General features: G+C 51.0%; 17 protein-coding genes. 4 read left to right on the forward strand and 13 right to left on the reverse strand.

Annotated elements, in window-relative coordinates; translation table 11 throughout:
- Positions 1 to 230: 230 nt before the first annotated feature.
- Positions 231 to 785, forward strand: a complete 555-nt coding sequence (locus ACTTK6_RS02635) for a hypothetical protein (RefSeq protein ID WP_462832561.1) — start codon at positions 231 to 233, stop codon at positions 783 to 785.
- A 119-nt stretch (positions 786 to 904) separates the two neighbouring features.
- Positions 905 to 1,474 (forward strand): DUF4352 domain-containing protein, encoded by a 570-nt coding sequence (locus ACTTK6_RS02640; protein ID WP_462832562.1) that lies wholly within the window; start codon positions 905 to 907, stop codon positions 1,472 to 1,474.
- Positions 1,475 to 1,583: 109 nt separating this feature from the next.
- Here the strand turns inward: ACTTK6_RS02640 and ACTTK6_RS02645 are convergent, their stop codons facing one another.
- The 12 genes from ACTTK6_RS02645 to hflX form a co-directional block, all read right to left on the reverse strand.
- Positions 1,584 to 1,964 (reverse strand): hypothetical protein, encoded by a 381-nt coding sequence (locus tag ACTTK6_RS02645; RefSeq protein ID WP_462832563.1) that lies wholly within the window; start codon positions 1,962 to 1,964, stop codon positions 1,584 to 1,586.
- Positions 1,965 to 2,267: 303 nt separating this feature from the next.
- Positions 2,268 to 2,417, reverse strand: coding sequence for a hypothetical protein (locus tag ACTTK6_RS02650; protein WP_462832564.1), 150 nt, complete (start codon positions 2,415 to 2,417; stop codon positions 2,268 to 2,270).
- On the reverse strand, positions 2,418 to 3,290 hold the full coding sequence (locus ACTTK6_RS02655) for a DnaA ATPase domain-containing protein (RefSeq protein ID WP_462832565.1): 873 nt from the start codon (positions 3,288 to 3,290) through the stop codon (positions 2,418 to 2,420).
- Positions 3,178 to 4,023: a DnaD domain-containing protein gene (locus ACTTK6_RS02660; RefSeq protein WP_462832566.1), complete on the reverse strand. Its 846-nt coding sequence runs from the start codon at positions 4,021 to 4,023 to the stop codon at positions 3,178 to 3,180. Before ACTTK6_RS02660 ends, ACTTK6_RS02655 begins: the two co-directional genes overlap by 113 nt.
- A gap of 167 nt (positions 4,024 to 4,190) precedes the next feature.
- Positions 4,191 to 4,430, reverse strand: a complete 240-nt coding sequence (locus tag ACTTK6_RS02665) for a hypothetical protein (protein WP_462832567.1) — start codon at positions 4,428 to 4,430, stop codon at positions 4,191 to 4,193.
- A gap of 55 nt (positions 4,431 to 4,485) precedes the next feature.
- Positions 4,486 to 4,623, reverse strand: a complete 138-nt coding sequence (locus ACTTK6_RS02670; protein WP_462832568.1) for a hypothetical protein — start codon at positions 4,621 to 4,623, stop codon at positions 4,486 to 4,488.
- Positions 4,624 to 4,829: 206 nt separating this feature from the next.
- Positions 4,830 to 5,003, reverse strand: a complete 174-nt coding sequence (locus ACTTK6_RS02675; RefSeq protein WP_158219134.1) for a hypothetical protein — start codon at positions 5,001 to 5,003, stop codon at positions 4,830 to 4,832.
- A 209-nt stretch (positions 5,004 to 5,212) separates the two neighbouring features.
- On the reverse strand, positions 5,213 to 6,388 hold the full coding sequence (locus ACTTK6_RS02680; RefSeq protein ID WP_462832569.1) for an IS701 family transposase: 1,176 nt from the start codon (positions 6,386 to 6,388) through the stop codon (positions 5,213 to 5,215).
- A 449-nt stretch (positions 6,389 to 6,837) separates the two neighbouring features.
- On the reverse strand, positions 6,838 to 8,184 hold the full coding sequence (glnA, locus tag ACTTK6_RS02685; protein ID WP_079476416.1) for a type I glutamate--ammonia ligase: 1,347 nt from the start codon (positions 8,182 to 8,184) through the stop codon (positions 6,838 to 6,840).
- A gap of 86 nt (positions 8,185 to 8,270) precedes the next feature.
- Positions 8,271 to 8,666, reverse strand: coding sequence for a MerR family transcriptional regulator (locus ACTTK6_RS02690; protein ID WP_079476415.1), 396 nt, complete (start codon positions 8,664 to 8,666; stop codon positions 8,271 to 8,273).
- Positions 8,667 to 8,852: 186 nt separating this feature from the next.
- Positions 8,853 to 10,085 carry a methionine gamma-lyase family protein gene (locus ACTTK6_RS02695; protein WP_462832570.1) on the reverse strand — a complete coding sequence of 411 codons (1,233 nt, stop codon included), beginning with the start codon at positions 10,083 to 10,085 and terminating at the stop codon, positions 8,853 to 8,855.
- Positions 10,082 to 11,371, reverse strand: coding sequence for a GTPase HflX (gene hflX / locus ACTTK6_RS02700; protein ID WP_462832571.1), 1,290 nt, complete (start codon positions 11,369 to 11,371; stop codon positions 10,082 to 10,084). The genes ACTTK6_RS02695 and hflX overlap by 4 nt, the downstream gene beginning before the upstream one ends.
- Before the next feature lie 109 nt (positions 11,372 to 11,480).
- On the opposite strand from hflX, the gene ACTTK6_RS02705 reads away from it, so the two are divergent.
- Positions 11,481 to 12,440 carry a tyrosine-type recombinase/integrase gene (locus tag ACTTK6_RS02705; RefSeq protein ID WP_462832572.1) on the forward strand — a complete coding sequence of 320 codons (960 nt, stop codon included), beginning with the start codon at positions 11,481 to 11,483 and terminating at the stop codon, positions 12,438 to 12,440.
- 20 nt (positions 12,441 to 12,460) lie between these two features.
- Here ACTTK6_RS02705 and ACTTK6_RS02710 read toward each other — a convergent pair whose 3' ends face one another.
- On the reverse strand, positions 12,461 to 13,741 hold the full coding sequence (locus ACTTK6_RS02710) for a hypothetical protein (RefSeq protein WP_462832573.1): 1,281 nt from the start codon (positions 13,739 to 13,741) through the stop codon (positions 12,461 to 12,463).
- 349 nt (positions 13,742 to 14,090) lie between these two features.
- Here ACTTK6_RS02710 and ACTTK6_RS02715 point away from each other — a divergent pair, with 349 nt between their 5' ends.
- Entirely contained in the window at positions 14,091 to 14,807 is a 717-nt protein-coding gene (locus ACTTK6_RS02715; RefSeq protein WP_462832574.1) for a YqjF family protein, read from the forward strand.
- Positions 14,808 to 14,825: the final 18 nt, after the last annotated feature.

The following is a 14,825-nucleotide window of genomic DNA, read 5'->3' on the forward strand; positions in this document are numbered from 1 at the left end:
ATAAAACTTATAGCGATAAAAGATGGAGTGGATGTCCCAAAATCCAAAAATCATTTTAGTTAAATTTATAGCCCTCCCTATAGGCTTTCCCCAACCCAAAATGATGCCCACACTTCATTTATTTCTTTCCCCTCCACTTAAAGGAATTTATACAAAAAGCATGAAGATATAAATAGTAGTATTATAAATAAACGAATGCTTTTATATTTAGTACAGGCTGGAGGGATTCGATGCAAAAGAAAATGATGCTGCTCATCCTGGGAGTTTCTATCGGTATTTTTTCTGCGGGCTGTAGTTTGGGGGAGAATGCTTCCCCGGATGAGGAGGAGAACAACGAGCAGGAAGCCTCTGAAGAACCATACAGTAATAATACAGAGGAAAGCTCTGCCCCGGAGGAATCAGTGGCCCAGCCGCCTGAAGAAAGCGATTTCGACGAGAATCTAAAGAACGCAGCTGAGCCGTATTACGAGGGGATGCAAGAAAACACCCCTATCGTGGTAGAGGGAAAGATCACTCATGAATATTCGCCCGGCGAGAATTTTAACCCTTACGACGAACGCGTTTATAGAATGTATGCACCTTCAGGGGAGAAAAATACTTTTTTAGTCACAGCCCCAGAGGACAGCTACCTGAAGGTGGGGTTAACCATAGCGGTGTACGGCGGCTTCGATGGTTTTGCTCCTAATACGGAAGTCCCGCTGGTTTTGGGAGACGTTGCGGAGGATAGTGATATTGAGGTTGAAAACGAGCCGGCGCAGGACAGCCAGCTTGAAACGTCAGAATAAAGAATATTGAGTAAAAAGTATTGCAACGTGTGAAAAAAGTATGAAAAAATAATTGCCAATTGATAGTGCCAATGGTAAAATTAACCTCGTTTCATTACATATGTAGGAGGTTCAATTTTATGGGAAAAATGTTTAAAGGCTGTTTGACAGGCATCGGTGCCCTCGTCTTAGTGGTCATTATTATTATGATCATTGTGATGGCTACTGGCGGAGACGGAGAGGAATCGTCTGGCGACAGCAGTAACAATGAAAGTTCTCCAGAAGAAAGTAATGCGTCGGAAGATGGAGGTTCTGAGGAAGAAACGTATGGCACCGGCGAAGAAGTTCAGGTTGGAGAAGTGACTTATATTGTAAACGGAATGGAAACCTCTGACACAGCTGGTATGGAAGGCATGGAAGCTGAAGCAGATGGGACTTTCATCGTTTTGGATGTTGAAGTGACCAACAATGGAAGCGAAGCTGTAACAATGGATTCTTCTTATATTTCATTACTTAGTAATGGAAATACGTATGAGGCTGACGGTGGGAACTCTGAATTATTCTTAGAACAAGTCAATCCTGATTCTACAATTTCTGGTGAAGTCGTTTTCGATGTAAACCCTGATGTTGCTGAAGCGGACGATTTACAAGCTCAACTAAATGAAGGTATGTTTGGAAGCAATTCTGCAACAGTTAATTTGACCGAATAAATTGGGGGTCTTACTCCACCAGAAAAATTATTTGCTAATACAAAAAGCCCTGCAGTCACTACGGCTGCAGGGCTTTCGTTATTTCGATGCATACATGCGATGATCTCCTCTACCCCCTAAATTTTTTTACCCGCCATCGATAAATAAGTTTGATAATTAAAGCTATGATTAGCGGAATCGCAGAGAACGACGTAGCTTTCCAATTGGTGGAATCAAATATAAAATTCAAGCTGAACATAATGAAAAAGAGTATCAGGAAGATATATACGGTGTTTGTAATAATTCTGTTGATGCGTACCAGCCTTGGTGTTTTCTCTTCAGAATTTTCCTGATAGTGCGGTGCTATAAATAATCCAATGATAATTCCTCCGATAGTATGACCGGCAACAAAGGTTTTATCGAACTCCCCATCAAATATGTAACCCACAATAATACTAATAACAAGAAACGTACTGCCGTAAAGCGCCGTAAGCCTGATTCTTCTTTTCATTAAACCACCCCACTATATATTCATCTATCCCCTAATTTTTGGATGGTCTAACTCGATTTTAATTGAATGCCTCTTTATCATCGATTTATTTCTTCGCTTATTTAAATTTCTGAGAAACACGAGTTTTAGAACCGTAAAAAACGGCAATTCCTTTTTCATAAGAACATAATGAAAGGAAGGTTAAAGATGTTTCAAATGATGATTCCCGTCGTTATTCTGCCTCCCAGAAATAAATAATTTTACATTCTGTTTGCTAAAATAATAAAAAGATTTAACATACGTTTTTATCAGTTCACCTATAAATTATGCTTCCATCGCCAGTTTCTGCCTTTCAAATTTCCGTTCCGCTTCTTTAAAGCGCTCCATGTTTCTCCGCACCCGCTCCTTTCGCAGCTGTTCTTCCGCTTCGTTCAATCTTCTTCCCTGCATTACTACCCCGCATGCTGGCACCATTTAATACACTCCTTTGAGTCGGTAGTTTAAGTCATTCTTCGGCCCGGTGATCGTCACCAGGAAGGATTTACACATCTGCACGATTCGGGACGCGAGCGCGTCATCCACCTCCACGAGCTCTTCCATGATCAGCTCCGTGGAAACGAGAATCGGCAGGTGATTCAGATACCGGTGATTAATCACGGCGTACATCTGCTCGATCTGCCAGGCCGTCGCCCGCGGCACCCGCTCGTGCCCGTCTTTCGTCCACTGCTTCACCGGCTTGAACAAATCATCGATAAACAGCACATCCGCCTTTTTCATGCGCTCCATTTTCCGCTCCAGCAGATTAAAGTCGTCCCGCAGGTCGTTAAACCCTTCAACGTAAGGAAAATACTGGACGGATACGCCCTGCTGCTGTCCGCCCTCCTCCTCGAGCTTTTTACGCTGCATCAGGTTGTTGCTGAGTGCCGTCAAAATATGCGTTTTACCGCAGCCCGGAACCCCCATGATCAGCATGCTGTTCTCCCGCTGCTTCCGGAGCTCTTGGTAAGTACTGTAATAGGCGAGCGCGGCTTCTTTCATACTCGCTACCTGCGGATCCACGTTGTCGGTCTGAAACTGCCCGAAGGTGACATTCCGGAAGCTTTCGGTAATTTCACTGAACTGGAGCAGCCGCTGCGTCCGTCGCTCGCGAATACACGGGCAGATGACCCATTTCTCCACTCCCTCCACCTTTTCCAGCCAGCCGGTCTGGTCTTTGCATGCCAGACACTGGTAATCAGCTTCCCGGCCGGTACCATCCGCGGCCGAGAGTGGATTGCTTTTCATTTCGGCTGATTTCTTTTCGAGACTGGCGAGTACCTTCTGGATGCCTTTGGCTGCTTCTTCCATGTCGGCGTGCCTCCTTCTGCTGTTTTTTCGTTTTTTCGTAGTTCTCTACATCATCAAGCGTTTGGCAGTTGAACCGCTGCCAATCATTCAGGATCTGCTCAGCGTATTTCAGGCTGCGTCCGCCCTGAAGAATGGTGATCTCTAAGGCCCGAAGCACAATCTCCGGGGAAAGCGCCTCACACCAATCATCCAGCCGCTCCCGGTGATAGGCTGTCATTATTCCGCTAAAATTCTCTTCGTAAAACGGAACAACGCTGACGAAGGCCTGTCGACTACTGTTTAATTCATTTGTGGAATTCAACTGCAAATCATCTGTTATGGAATCCGACACTTTGTCCGAATCCGGGTTAGTGACAGGCTGTTCGGATGGATTTGCACATTTTGCCGTAATGGAAGCAAGCATTTTGTCGTAATCCAGCGCATAGTGCAGCGTTGGTGCCCCGTTAGCTTTTTTCAGCTTGGTGGTGACCAGCTCCTTGTTGACCAGTTTATCGATCGACCCTTTGATTTTGCGCCGGGTTAATCCAGTTTCTTCTTCCCATTCCCCGTAGCTTTTATAAAAGAAGCCGTCGGTACGCTTCGTTTTATCGGCGTAAAACACGAGCTGATTTAAAACGAGCGCCGTGTTTAGATCGCCGTCCAAATATTCGATAAAGATACGCGGCACCGTAATGATGTGGTCCTGGCCGCTCATTTTCTTCATGATGGCCCGCAGTTCCTGATGCTTACTCACGCTTTTCACCTCTTTATAAATTTCAGAGAAAACGTTTATTTTTCGTCTTCCCCATGTTGTATATTGTCTGGAAGGTTCATTTCGGGGGATGAAAAATTATTATGTAAGGTGAACTTTTTTATAGCTGCTTCATACGACCTTCCTGCAATTGAACACAAAAAAACCCGCTACTCGGTTTCGCAGCGGGCGCCTCCTGCCTTTTGCCACATCGCGTCGATGATGGGTAATTCGCTCAGGCGGGTGATGATATATTCTTTTTGACGGTACGTTTGAATGCTGTGAAATAATTCCTCTTCGGTATCAAACGAGTAAATATCTTCTCCGTAATACGCATTGACGATTTCCTTGTACGCTCCAATGAGAATTTCATTGGTTTTTCCGCGTTTAATGTAAGCAAAGTTGCTCATTTTATCACCTTCTGCTTACACACTACCATAGTATTCTAACTTTTCATAATTACATTTATTTTACAAAGTTCGGCTTCTCCAGCTGTTGCTGCAGCTCCTCCACACGCTCGGTGTATTCATCGTGCGGAACCTCACCTTTATCGTACTCTTCCTCCAGCGCCATTTTCTCCGTAATCAAATGTGCTTTATTCATTTTTTATCATCCCTTATTTTTTTATGTATCCTTCTCTACCTCTTTATACAGGGGAAGCAAACGTCTAAATGCGTATTTGGGATGAAAGTCATGTAAAAAACAATGGGCACACTAAGACTTATAAATTCTTTGCTAATTTTATGTTTTATGGAGAATTTCCTCAACGCATAAAAAGTTCTCCAAAGCGTTACAATTATAATAGTGACTTATATCTTTACAAAGCCTGGTAAATGAACTCCTTCTTCCATGATTGGGATCACAGCTAATGACGTTTCTTCTTTTGTGAGCACTACAGAGTTGCCGTTAAACCTCGTTACCTCATATACCTTTCCACTGTCCCTATCGCGGTACGTATCTCCTACTTGAATTTTTTCTGTCATTTTAATCCCCCCTAAGATAATAGTCTTGCCATTCTATAAGTTTACCTTTCGTCAATTTTAGAAGATTTCCTTCTATTTTTTTACATTAATTTATAAAAAAGGATGACCATAAAAGCATCTCTAATGTTGCAGTTTTGAAAACAAATGTTGGTCATGGATTTAAATATTGGAAATCATCGACAATATCATCCAACCGATGGCTTTGCGGGTCAGGCCACACGGTAAGCGTCATACACACTTTCCAGGGTGGCGCCCGCACGGGCGCGCTGATAAATATCCGCAATCTCTCGCCGTCGGTGATCCTGGTGACTGGCATGAAAGGCTTCACTGATGGTGCCCGCAAATGCCCACGCAAGCAGCAGCCAGGCGGTTTGGAGGAGAAGCAGGTAGCGTCGGATGGCCGGGGCGCTCCGCAACCGGTATCCGCCCATCGACAGCTTGCCCTTGGCTTCCTGGAAAAAGGTTTCAATCGCCCACCGGTGCTGATACCAGGATAAGACGTCCGCCGCGGTCATCGAGGGGTCGGTGGAAAAGAAAAACCGGTACGCTTCGTGGGAAGCAGAAGCCCGGGAACCAACGACTACGCCCGAGAGGCCACCTTTCAACCGACCCTGAAACCGGACCATTTCATACGTGGTGCTCCGGACGGTCACAAGGTCCAGATCTTCCACCTGCCGGGCCCGTTGGGCCCAGTCTCTGGCTGGTAACGGCATGGGGGCCGTGTCGAGCACGCGGTTGCTTTTGATGGCACCGATAAAATGCCAGCCCCGGTCCCGGACAGTACGGATCAGTTTTTCCGATGCGTACCAGCTGTCAGCCAGGACATACACGGGACGATCGCCCACGTCGATAATACGAAGCTGCTGAAGGGCCAGATCGATTTTACTGGGTCCGTGTTCTTTCTCATACCGTTCGATATGATAAGGATACAGGCGCTTGTTCGTGCCTGCCATGATGGTGAGCCATTGATGCCCGTAAACGGTCGTCCCGGTCTGATGATCAAAATGGTATCCGCCGTCGTCCATCGGGTGGTGCGCCTGTGACGAAGGTTTCGATTTGGGAACGACGGTATCATCGATGGCGATCAGCACCGGGTTGGTGGAGGAAGCCTGCCGCCGGATGTGCTGCAGTACCGAGCGCTGGAGCTTACGCTCCAGGGCATGGTCATCCACCCGGGACGTGCGAAAAAACCGGGTCACCGATGAATGGTGGGCGTGATGATTCGCAGCTTCCTGCAGGGCCTTCACGCTCCCGTTACGGTGCTCCCGGGTCCAGCCTTCCAGCAGCTTCTGCATATGCCGGGCAGCTGGGGCGGACATAAAGAACCGGAGGTTCCATTGATCAAAGGCGTTGGCGATGCAGGAGGAATATGATACGGTAGACATGAGGCAGAATCCTTTCTCGATGGTGTTTTGGTCGATGTCATCGTACCGTATCAACGGGGATTCTGTCTCTTTGTTATTGATAATGGAAATAATTGTTAGCAAACCTGCAACATTAGAGAAGCATAAGGTTACCAATAAGCATCTGCATCCCCCTTCAATCAACTGAGGCACGTTTAATTTCTCCCTCCGTCAGTTGCTGCTTCTTCTCCTGCCGTTTCTTTTTCATAAATACCTCTTAACAAAAAAGGAAGACATCAAATCACAGCGTGGTGCCGTCGTTCAATGTCCTCCAGTGGGCTGGTAGAATTCCATCTTATATTTTTTCAATTTCTTGAGTTATATTTTGTTCAAGTTCTTTACGTCTTGTAATTAGAGACATTTTATAAAATGAAAATATAAGATAAAAACAAAAACCCTCCAGCCATTGCGGCTGAAGGGTTTTATCGATTTTAGTACGTGGAGAGGAATTGCTCTCTTTCCCAAGGGTGAACCTGGCTGCGGAACATGTCCCACTCGATTTCTTTTGCTTCGGCGAAGTGCTCGATGGCGTGTGGGCCAATGGCGTTGACGAGAACTTCGTCGTTCAGCAGGTGCTGAAGCGCTTCGTTCAGGTCTGCCGGAAGGTCCTCGATGCCGAGCTCTTCGCGTTCTGCTTTTTCCATCACATAGATGTTGCGGTCTGTCGGCTCTGGAGCCTCGAGCTTCCGCTTGACGCCGTCCAGGCCGGCTGCGAGCATTGCTGCAATCGCAAGGTACGGGTTCGCTGCCGGGTCCGGGCTGCGCGTTTCGATACGCGTGCTCATGCCGCGGGAGGACGGGATACGCACGAGCGGGCTGCGGTTACGCAGGGACCACGCCACGTATACTGGTGCTTCGTAGCCTGGCACAAGACGCTTGTAGGAGTTGACGATCGGGTTCGTCAGCGCCGTGAACGCCTTCGCGTGCTCAAGAGTACCTGCTAAGAACTGCATAGCCGTTGTGCTCAGCTGGGAATCGGTCTTCTTGTCGTAGAACGCGTTCTCTTTGCCTTTGAACAGGGACATGTTGCAGTGCATACCGGAGCCGTTTACGCCGAACAATGGCTTTGGCATAAAGGTGGCGTGCAGGCCGTGCTTACGCGCGATCGTTTTAACCACGAGCTTGAACGTCTGGATGTTATCGCAGGCCGTGATGGCATCGGCGTATTTGAAGTCGATTTCGTGCTGTCCCGGCGCCACTTCGTGGTGGGAAGCTTCGATTTCAAATCCCATGTCTTCAAGCTCAAGCACGATATCGCGGCGACAGTTTTCGCCGAGGTCGGTCGGCGCAAGGTCAAAGTAACCGCCCTTATCGTTCAGGGTTGTGGTCGGCTCGCCTTTTTCATCGTTTTTGAAAAGGAAGAATTCAGGCTCCGGTCCAATATTGAAGTCGGTGAAGCCTAATTTCTCTGCTTCTTTAAGTACACGCTTCAAAATACCGCGAGGGTCGCCCTCAAATGGTGTTGGATCCTGGCCAGGCTTGCCCGGCTCATATATGTCACAAATTAAACGTGCGACTTTGCCTTTTTCCGGGGTCCATGGGAAAACAATCCATGTGTCAAGGTCCGGATAGAGGTACATATCGGATTCTTCAATACGCACAAAGCCTTCGATGGAAGAACCGTCGAACATCATCAGGTTGTCCAATGCTTTATCCAGCTGGTCCACCGGAATTTCCACGTTTTTAATAATTCCTTGCAAGTCAGTAAACTGAAGACGGATAAACTTAACGTTTTCCTCTTCTGCAAACTTTAAAATGTCTTTTCTCGTGTTTGCCATGTTAATTGTGACTCCTCTCTAAAACTGGAATAGTGAATTATTAGATCTTTCCCCCGGCCGCAGCCGGGAAAAAGTTAATCCTGCTGTTAGTCGAAAAACCGCGACAGCTGTCCCTGAATCATGGACGGACGCGAATATTTGCCTGCCATCATCACTTCCTTGCGGAGGTGCTTGCGCAGTTCGCGATCGGTCATATCATGACTTCTTGGTGCCGAGGGCTGCTTTGGTTCCTCGGAATACGTTTTTAACTCATAGATTTCCTTGATGCCTGAAAGGTTCACGCCCCGCTCCATCATCGCTTTGATTTCAAGCAGACGATCCACGTCGCGGAAGGAAAACAACCGCTGGTTGCCTTCGGTCCGTGTCGGAAACACCAGGCCGTGTTCTTCGTAATAGCGAATCTGCCTTGGGGTGAGTTCCGTCAGCTTCTGGACGATCCCAATCGGAAATAAAGGGGTATTCCGGCGTACATGATCATTCATGCGTTACGCCCCCTTTCATTGAAACTAAGTATATCCTACATGATGTAAGCTTTTCCGTCAAGTTCATGTAAGCTATTTTTACATCAAAATTTTCAGAACTTATTGTTTCTTTTCTATTTTCACTTATTTCCAGGTAAATGTACAGAAAAAGCAGGCCCTCTTTCGGAGGACCTGCCCGTCTGTCGCTTATTGGATCGTTTTTAACGCTTCGCTAACGGCAATTTTCACGTGCGCATACGTTAATCCGCCCTGCACGAAGGCCGTATACGGCGGGCGGATCGGCCCGTCGGCGGAAAGCTCGATGCTTGAGCCCTGGATGAACGCGCCGGCGGCCATGATCACCTCATCGCTGTAGCCGGGCATCGCGCTCGGCTGCGGCGTGACGCCGGAGTCGACCGGGGAATACTGCTGCACCGCCTGGCAGAACCGGATCATTTTGTCCCGGTCGCCAAACTGCACGGACTGGATCAAATCGGTCCGCTCCTCCCCGGAGGCCGGTGAGGCCTGCAGGCCGGCCTCCTCCATCAGCGCCGCGGTCAGTACTGCTCCCTTGTGGGCTTCCGCGACGACATGCGGCGCGAGAAACAGTCCCTGAAACATCTCCTGGAGCATGCCGAGCGTCGCTCCGCCTTCGAGGCCGATGCCGGGCGCGGCAAAGCTTGCCCCCGCCTTTTCAACCAGGTCGCTCCGCCCGGCAATATAGCCGCCGGTGCGGGTAATGCCGCCGCCCGGGTTTTTAATGAGCGAGCCCGCCATCAAATCCGCGCCGATGTGGCCCGGCTCAGAGGTCTCCACGAACTCCCCATAGCAGTTGTCCACAAACAGCACGATGTCCGGGTACGCCTGTTTCAGCTCCGCCATGTACTCCTTCATTTCCTCCAGGCCGATCGAGGGACGGTCGTCGTAGCCGCGCGAGCGCTGAAACGCAATCACCTGCGTGTCCAGCGTGACCGCCTCGTGCACGGCACCCATATCTACAGAGCCGCCGGCGAGCGGCACCACGTCGCAGCCGATGCCCCATTCGTTCATCGTCCCTGCTTCGCTGCCGTCGAGGCCTATGACCGTCTTCAGCGTGTCGTACGGCGTGCCGGTGGCATACAACAGCCGTCCGCCGGGACGTAGCGCCGCAAACAGCGCCGTGCTGATCGCGTGTGTTCCGGAAATAAACTGCTGGCGCACGATGGCCGCCCCGGTACCGAACACATCGGCATACACCCGGTCGAGCACCTCGCGCCCGGTGTCATCGTAGCCGTAGCCGGTAGAGTGCTGGAAATGAAACGCCGACACGTTATGCTTCCGGAAAATGTCGAGCACCCGCTGCTGGTTCACAAGCTCCCGTTCCGCAATTGCTTCAAGCTGCGGCGCAATCCGGCGCTCGGCCTGCTGCAGCTGCTTTTGTTCCATCATCTCACGTGTCATCGGGCCCCGGCATCTCCTTTAGCATACTGCTTGATTTCCCGGTGGATGGCCTGGTCGCTCTGCACATACCCGGAAAGTATCCAGCTTTCGTTTTCTTCATCGAGCGTTTCCTCGCGCACGATCGTTTCATGCTTGAACCGCTGCATTACGTGCCCGTCGGCGAGCGGAATTTCCACCTGGTACGGCTGAAGCTGCTCAAGCAGCAAGCTTTCCATCGATTCCCGCAAACGCTCCACGTCTTCGTTCTTCCGGGCCGAGATGGAAATCGAGGGCTTGTCCGCCGCTACGACCGGCTCGTCTTCAACGGCGTCGCGCTTGTTTACGACCGTGAGCGCCGGAATATGGCTTGCTTCAAGCTCCTTTAACAGTCCGCGTACTGTAGCCGCCTGCTCGGCCGCCCGCGGGTGCGAGCCGTCCATCACATGGATCAGCACGTCTGCTTCCTTCACTTCTTCAAGCGTCGCCTGAAACGCCGCAATCAGCGCGGTCGGCAGGTCCTGAATGAACCCGACCGTGTCGGTCACAAGCACCTCGAGGCCTGACGGCAGCTCCACCCGGCGCGTGAGCGGATCGAGTGTCGCAAACAGCGCGTTTTCCTCGAGCGTGTCCGCTTCGGTGAGCGCGTTTAAAATCGTGGATTTGCCGGCGTTCGTGTAGCCGACGAGTGCAAACTGCAGCACGTTCTTTTCCTTGCGCCGTTCGCGGTATTGGTTGCGCCGGTTTTTGACCTGCTTGAGCTTTCTGCGGATATCGTCCATCCGCTTCTGGATATGGCGCCGGTCGGTTTCAAGCTTCGTTTCCCCGGGGCCGCGTGTGCCGATTCCGCCGCCGAGCCGGGACAGCGATTCGCCCTGCCCGCGGAGGCGCGGCAGCATGTAGTTCAGCTGCGCAAGCTCCACCTGCATTTTCCCTTCATTTGATGCCGCACGGCCGGCGAAAATATCAAGTATCAGCTGGGTGCGGTCAATGATGTACAAACCGGTCTGGTTCGTAATTGTGGAAATCTGGCCGGGCGAGAGCTCATCGTTAAAGATCAAAAGGTCCGCTCCCTGCTCTTCGGCGGTCGCCACCGCTTCCTCGAGCTTGCCTTTCCCGACGTACGTTTTCGAATCGAGCGAACGCCTGCTCTGCGTCAGCACAGCCGTAACCGTGCCGCCCGCCGTCTCCACCAGCTGTTCAAGCTCGGTGAGGGACGCTTCAAACGTCGCCTCATCGGTATCATCCTTGTGCACCGCAATTAGTACAACCCGTTCTTTGTCTACCTGTTGGTTCTCAAAATCCTGCAATAGTTTAGATCCTCCTGTTTTTCCTGTCCTCTACATACTATAATATGGGTTAAGTGCCAAACAAACAAGCCGCGATGCTTAAACGACATACGAAGCAGGAGGAATGATGATGAATTTGCAACCCGAGCTGCTTCCGGACGGCATGCAGGCCTTTCTTTCCTTCCTGCAGTCCCGGGGGCGCAAACCGAGTACGCTGAAGCGCTACGAATACGACCTGGCCGACTTTCACCGGTTCATCGATGTGGTGCTCGACGGTGAAGAAGCAGCTGTCACCCCTGGCGATATTACCACCTATTTTCATATTCTCGTCGAGGAGCGCCACTACCAGCTCCGGACGCTCAAACGCATCCAGACCGTGCTCGTCCGCTACTTCCGCTTTCTGCGCGACACGCAGCGGATTGCCTCCAACCCGATGGCGGAGCTTCCGGTCGACGACAGCGTCTGGAACGTGCTACAGGAGGAGGAGCTGATCACCCCGAAGGAAATGAAGCAGCTCATGGATACGCTCGAGTCCGACTCCGGGCTGTCCGACAAGCAGCAGGCCGTGCGCCCGATGCTCGCTCCGCGAAACATTGTGATTTTAAAGCTGTTTTACGACTACGGGCTCCGCATGCACGAGCTCGCCTCCATCCGGATCGAACACCTGCACCTGACCCGCGGCGAGCTTGACATTACCGAGGGCAACCCGCGGACGCTCCAGCTGACGAAGGAGCTGCAGAAGCAGCTGTACTATTACCTCGACGTGATCCCGCAGGCCGTGCGCCCATCCTTTGACGGCGAGCCGCTGTTTGTCGCATTTGACTTTCAGCGCCAGACGTACCGCTGGAGCTATGAAAACGACCAGCCGAAAAATTTAACCGAGGTTGCGATCCAGAAAATGATCCGCGAGGAACGCAAGCGCGCCGGGATTGAACGGGCGATTTCCGCCACCCATTTCCGCAACAGCTACATCGTGCGAGAGCTCGAAAGCGGCGTGTCGCCGGAAGCACTGATGGACCGGCTCGGCCTGCAGTCGATGCTCACGCTCACCAAATACATCCGCTACGTGAACGAAGAAGCTGCCGGCTGAGCTGGCAGCTTCTTCTCCATTTAACGTTCCCGGTTTTGTTCCTGCTTTCTTTCTTCTTCCCGTTCCCGCTGCACCTGTTTTTTCCGCTCCAGCTGCCGGTGGCCGTAGGTGCCGGTAAGCACCGTCTCCTCGTTTTCCAGCCCGGCCCCAAGCGCCCCGATACAGGTTGCAAGCGACGCTGCGAGCCAGGCAAGCGACAGGTAGTACGGAAATTCGACATTTTGCCCTACGCCTAAGTTGGACTGCAGCATCGACGTTGGAATAAACAAAAACACGGCCAGGAAAAACAGCAGAAACAGGATACAGTAGTAGCATATCACCCCGAACCCGATCGTCAGCACCGTTGCTGAATTATACAACCGCCTGATGCTTCTGGACCGGTTTGTCGAAGGTCTTTCGAGGAGCCCGTGAGCGAGAAGCATCCAGACGGTTAACGAGGTTAAAGCTACGACCATTAAGGTGATGGAGCGTCCCGGCCCGTATGCTGCCCCGAGCTGCCAGAGAGTAGGAAATATTAGCGCATAGGCGCCGGTGGCAAAGGCGATGGCGATTACACTCTTAAAGGCCGTAAACACCTTTACCGGGTTGTTCGCACGCGCCATTCCCGTGACCACCCGGGAATACCCGTTAATGTTCGGACGGGCTACGTACCGTGTATCAGACGTGTCATTGCTTTCATCCGGGCGAATGCGGTACACCGGGGCGATCCGTTCAATCAAACTGTCCCCGAGCAGCTGCCGGGCCCCGGTATTTCGTACATATTTCCCTCTTGAACTGCCCATGGAAGACTGTTTTTCTTCCTGGCGGTCCCGGGCTTCGTCGGAGCTGCCGTGATGCATTTCGCTCGTTAATTGAAGCAGCGATTCGCGTACCCGGCGCATGATTGGAAGCGCACCGAGCGTCGGGATCGACAGCTGGGCAATCCCGCGCTCCACGTTGGCCTCGGCAACGAGAAAATCCTCGTCCCGGAACAGCGGTAGATCCGTCAGGCAAATCACATAATCCCAGCCACGCCGGTCCTTAAGCGTTTGGGCCTCTTCGAGAATAGCGGCCGCTTCCTCGGCAGAGCCCGTTAATGAGTCCACTACCACCTTAATGTCCCAGGCGTACTCATCATCTACCTCTTGCGAAAACAGTTCGGCAAGCTCCGGGTACAGCACATCAATCGTTTCGGAAGCGGCTCCCGGCGCCGGAACAAGGCCGACAATGAGCGACGGCTCTGTGGCATGCTCAGCAGCGCCCTCCGAAGACTCGTCTTCCGGCTTCTTTATATTATTCTCCTGATCGTTCGGTGGAGACATGTTCTTACCTCCTTGGTTCAATAAATAATATATATCATAAAAAATAAGCCGAAAAAGGGCGCGTTCCCTTTCCCGGCTTATTAGCAGGCATTTCTCCTCTAATTACTGCCAGAGTTATATCGTTCGTTTTCGTAAACACTTTTTTTAATAATGCTTCATTCGCATGGGTCTAACTTATACGTTCCCAGACTTTCCTGGCTTTAAACGTCTGTCACGGCGCCCCTGCACTGACATAAGGGAAATAAACCGGCGGGCGGTCTTTGATACCCTGTATGTTTTCAATCCAGATGGATCGTGAATAGCACATACTACATATATTTCACGTGCCGCATTAACAAGGAGGGGTTTGATGTATGAGGACATTTTAAATACTACGGCCCACCGGCGCACAAGCCTTCCACGCGGGCCGTGGGTGATGAGCCAGCGGTGGAGCGACATGCTGTTTCTGCATTGTCCGGTGCGCGCAGGGAAAGTTGAGCAGTATCTTCCCCCAGGACTTGAACTGGATACCTTTGACGGCGAGGCCTGGATAACGGTCCTGCCATTTCAGGTAACCGACATGCACATAAGAAGCCTTCCCTCTTTTCCTTACCTGCATAAGTATTTGGAGCTGAACGTGCGTACGTATGTCCGGCGAGGCAGCACCCCCGGCATTTTCTTTTTCAGCTTAGATGCCGACAAGCTGTTAAATGTTCTGGGAGCGCGGCTGGCATCGCTTCCGTACTATTATGCTTCTATGCGTATGCATAAAGAAACTGAGGCCTTCCACTGCACCAGCAGACGCCGGAGGAAAGAAGCTTTTTATTTTGAAGGCACCTACCGGGCATCGTCTGACGCTTACTGCCCGCTGGAAGGGACGCTGGATCACTGGCTGCTTGAACGGTATTATGCCTGGTCTCCTGTAAAAAACGGTTTGGTCGAAATAGGCATTCACCATACACCCTGGGAAGTACAGGATGCCCAAGCACATGTGCAGACGGTCTCACTTCCTCCATTGGCAGCCGATGAATTGGCTCTGTCCCGTATGAAGTGCCACTTCGCCCCAGAAAAACGGGCCTTGTTCTGATCCGGGAAACGGATTTTG

The sequence above is a fragment of the Marinococcus salis genome, assembly GCF_054971365.1.

Bases quoted from the DNA above. Each gene is read 5' to 3' on its own strand.
- ACTTK6_RS02690 (WP_079476415.1), bottom strand. From the start codon at position 8,666: ATGAATGATCATGTACGCCGGAATACCCCTTTATTTCCGATTGGGATC.
- ACTTK6_RS02680 (WP_462832569.1), bottom strand. From the start codon at position 6,388: ATGTCTACCGTATCATATTCCTCCTGCATCGCCAACGCCTTTGATCAA.
- glnA (WP_079476416.1), bottom strand. From the start codon at position 8,184: ATGGCAAACACGAGAAAAGACATTTTAAAGTTTGCAGAAGAGGAAAAC.
- ACTTK6_RS02645 (WP_462832563.1), bottom strand. From the start codon at position 1,964: ATGAAAAGAAGAATCAGGCTTACGGCGCTTTACGGCAGTACGTTTCTT.
- ACTTK6_RS02655 (WP_462832565.1), bottom strand. From the start codon at position 3,290: ATGGAAGAAGCAGCCAAAGGCATCCAGAAGGTACTCGCCAGTCTCGAA.
- ACTTK6_RS02705 (WP_462832572.1), top strand. From the start codon at position 11,481: ATGAATTTGCAACCCGAGCTGCTTCCGGACGGCATGCAGGCCTTTCTT.
- ACTTK6_RS02670 (WP_462832568.1), bottom strand. From the start codon at position 4,623: ATGAATAAAGCACATTTGATTACGGAGAAAATGGCGCTGGAGGAAGAG.
- ACTTK6_RS02640 (WP_462832562.1), top strand. From the start codon at position 905: ATGGGAAAAATGTTTAAAGGCTGTTTGACAGGCATCGGTGCCCTCGTC.
- ACTTK6_RS02665 (WP_462832567.1), bottom strand. From the start codon at position 4,430: ATGAGCAACTTTGCTTACATTAAACGCGGAAAAACCAATGAAATTCTC.
- ACTTK6_RS02715 (WP_462832574.1), top strand. From the start codon at position 14,091: ATGTATGAGGACATTTTAAATACTACGGCCCACCGGCGCACAAGCCTT.
- ACTTK6_RS02650 (WP_462832564.1), bottom strand. From the start codon at position 2,417: ATGGTGCCAGCATGCGGGGTAGTAATGCAGGGAAGAAGATTGAACGAA.
- ACTTK6_RS02695 (WP_462832570.1), bottom strand. From the start codon at position 10,085: ATGACACGTGAGATGATGGAACAAAAGCAGCTGCAGCAGGCCGAGCGC.
- ACTTK6_RS02710 (WP_462832573.1), bottom strand. From the start codon at position 13,741: ATGTCTCCACCGAACGATCAGGAGAATAATATAAAGAAGCCGGAAGAC.
- ACTTK6_RS02635 (WP_462832561.1), top strand. From the start codon at position 231: ATGCAAAAGAAAATGATGCTGCTCATCCTGGGAGTTTCTATCGGTATT.
- ACTTK6_RS02675 (WP_158219134.1), bottom strand. From the start codon at position 5,003: ATGACAGAAAAAATTCAAGTAGGAGATACGTACCGCGATAGGGACAGT.